Source organism: Shigella sp. FC1567, from assembly GCF_001743015.1.
GTDB classification, from domain to species: domain Bacteria; phylum Pseudomonadota; class Gammaproteobacteria; order Enterobacterales; family Enterobacteriaceae; genus Escherichia; species Escherichia coli.
This window is the reverse complement of sequence record NZ_MIIV01000227.1, coordinates 1-2,047: the sequence shown is the minus strand read 5'-3', so window position 1 is coordinate 2,047 and position 2,047 is coordinate 1. Positions and strand designations below refer to the sequence as shown.

Sequence of the window (2,047 nt, the reverse complement as noted above, 5' to 3'; positions counted from 1 at the left end):
GCTGGCCGCTGTATGAATCACGCCTGAAGGGAAAGCTGCACGTTATCAGCAAGCGTTACACTCAGCGCATTGAGCGACATAATCTGAATCTGAGACAACATCTGGCAAGGCTGGGACGGAAGTCACTGTCGTTCTCAAAATCGGTGGAGCTGCATGACAAGGTCATCGGGCATTATCTGAACATAAAACACTATCAGTAAGTTGGAGTCATTACCGTGTCGTTTTTCGTACAGTTTATCGATGTTAATGCCCCACATACGGGAATTTCATTCTTTATTCTGGCGACGACGCTGGAACTGGTGAGTTTCTGCTATTTGAGCTTCCTGATTATTTCTGGTGCTTTTGTCACGCAGTACATACGTACCAAAAAGAAACTGGCTAAAGTTGGCAACTCACTGATTGGTTTGATGTTCGTGGGTTTCGCCGCCCGACTGGCGACGCTGCAATCCTGATACATTCAGCCCGCGTTGTCGCGGGCTTCCCACTTGTAATCCTCCCTGATTTTTCTCTGATATGGTGCTAAAAAGTAACCAATAAATGGTATTTAAAATGCAAATTATCAGGCGTACCCTGAAACGGCTGGAATAAACCGTTTTCAGCGCATTCACCGAAGGAGGGAAAAGGATGCTGCAAATCCCACAGAATTATATTCATACGCGCTCAACGCCTTTCTGGAATAAACAAACTGCGCCTGCCGGAATAATTCGAACGTCATCTTGATAAAGGAACGCGCCAGGGGGGTTACCCACGCCTTTCCGTTATGCATGGGGCGGTCAAATATCTCGGCTACGCTGATGAACACAGTGCAGAGCCTGATCAGGTGATCCTTATCGAAGCGGGGCAGTTTGCGGTGTTCCCTCCAGAAAAGTGGCACAACATTGAAGCCATGACTGACGATACTTATGTCAACATTGACTTCTTCGTGGCTCCTGAAGTCCTGATGGAAGGTGCGCAACAACGGAAAGTCATTCATAACGGGAAATGAATCATGGGCAAAGCAACGTATACCGTGACCGTCACCAATAACAGTAATGGCGTTTCTGTCGATTATGAAACAGAGACGCCGATGACTTTGCTGGTGCCAGAAGTGGCGGCTGAAGTGATAAAAGATCTGGTGAATACCGTGCGTTCTTATGACACGGAAAACGAACATGATGTTTGTGGTTGGTAATTATCACTGATCGTTGATGGCGCAATTTCTGCGCCATCGCAAAAAAATCCTCCGTGATGCTCGTCACAAATCTTGCCCTCCCGATGTTGTGCTATGCTTTTTATCAGCGACTAACCCGCTAATGCAAAACAGATAAGTGAGGAAACAATGGGCATTCTGTCATGGATTATTTTTGGGCTTATTGCCGGTATTCTGGCGAAGTGGATCATGCCAGGTAAAGATGGTGGTGGATTCTTTATGACTATCCTGCTGGGGATAGTCGGTGCCGTAGTCGGCGGATGGATCAGCACGCTGTTTGGCTTTGGTAAAGTCGATGGCTTCAATTTTGGCAGCTTCGTGGTTGCCGTTATTGGTGCGATTGTCGTGCTATTTATCTACAGGAAGATTAAAAGTTAACGCTTAAATTGCACAAAGGCTGCACACAGGCAGCCTTTGCTATTTTTTAGAGGTGACGTTACCACCATCCCAGCTCAGTGCCGAGTACGACAATAATCGCCACACCCATCATAATAATCGTTGTTTTTTTCATCTTTATGCCCCCGGGGCAGCATAGCCGCCAATAAAAAACCATGCTAAAAATACGACCGCTGTAATAAAGATTACAACCGGAAAAATAATACCGATTCGGGTAATGACTCCAACTTACTGATAGTGTTTTATGTTCAGATAATGCCCGATGACCTTGTCATGCAGCTCCACCGATTTTGAGAACGACAGTGACTTCCGTCCCAGCCTTGCCAGATGTTGTCTCAGATTCAGATTATGTCGCTCAATGCGCTGAGTGTAACGCTTGCTGATAACGTGCAGCTTTCCCTTCAGGCGTGATTCATACAGCGGCCAGCCATCCGTCATCCATACCACGACCTCAAAGGCCGA

6 protein-coding genes and 2 pseudogenes are annotated in these 2,047 nt (G+C 46.7%); 5 read left to right on the top strand and 3 right to left on the bottom strand.

Annotation, left to right across the window (positions count from 1 at the left end):
- From BHE85_RS14120 to BHE85_RS14100, 5 genes and pseudogenes are all read left to right on the top strand, one after another.
- Positions 1-200: IS1 family transposase (locus BHE85_RS14120; RefSeq protein WP_000327172.1), on the top strand; the 200-nt coding region annotated here is incomplete at its 5' end.
- Between the two features lie 15 nt (positions 201-215).
- Positions 216-452 (top strand): annotated as a pseudogene (locus tag BHE85_RS14115) (LysE family transporter); the annotation flags it as partial.
- Between the two features lie 172 nt (positions 453-624).
- A pseudogene (gene yeaR, locus BHE85_RS14110) lies at positions 625-985 on the top strand (DUF1971 domain-containing protein YeaR).
- Positions 986-988: 3 nt separating this feature from the next.
- Entirely contained in the window at positions 989-1,171 is a 183-nt protein-coding gene (locus tag BHE85_RS14105; RefSeq protein ID WP_000513737.1) for a DUF1869 domain-containing protein, read from the top strand.
- A gap of 147 nt (positions 1,172-1,318) precedes the next feature.
- Positions 1,319-1,567 (top strand): GlsB/YeaQ/YmgE family stress response membrane protein, encoded by a 249-nt coding sequence (locus BHE85_RS14100; RefSeq protein ID WP_000512153.1) that lies wholly within the window; start codon positions 1,319-1,321, stop codon positions 1,565-1,567.
- A 58-nt stretch (positions 1,568-1,625) separates the two neighbouring features.
- On the opposite strand, the gene yoaJ is transcribed toward BHE85_RS14100, so the two are convergent.
- The 3 genes from yoaJ to BHE85_RS14085 all read right to left on the bottom strand — a co-directional run.
- Complete coding sequence (gene yoaJ / locus BHE85_RS14095; protein ID WP_001386836.1) at positions 1,626-1,700, bottom strand: protein YoaJ; 75 nt, start codon at positions 1,698-1,700, stop codon at positions 1,626-1,628.
- Between the two features lie 2 nt (positions 1,701-1,702).
- Complete coding sequence (locus BHE85_RS14090) at positions 1,703-1,804, bottom strand: YoaK family small membrane protein (protein WP_032324829.1); 102 nt, start codon at positions 1,802-1,804, stop codon at positions 1,703-1,705.
- A 9-nt stretch (positions 1,805-1,813) separates the two neighbouring features.
- Positions 1,814-2,047, bottom strand: a 234-nt coding sequence (locus BHE85_RS14085; protein ID WP_001393844.1) for an IS1 family transposase, incomplete at its 5' end; no start/stop codon positions are given.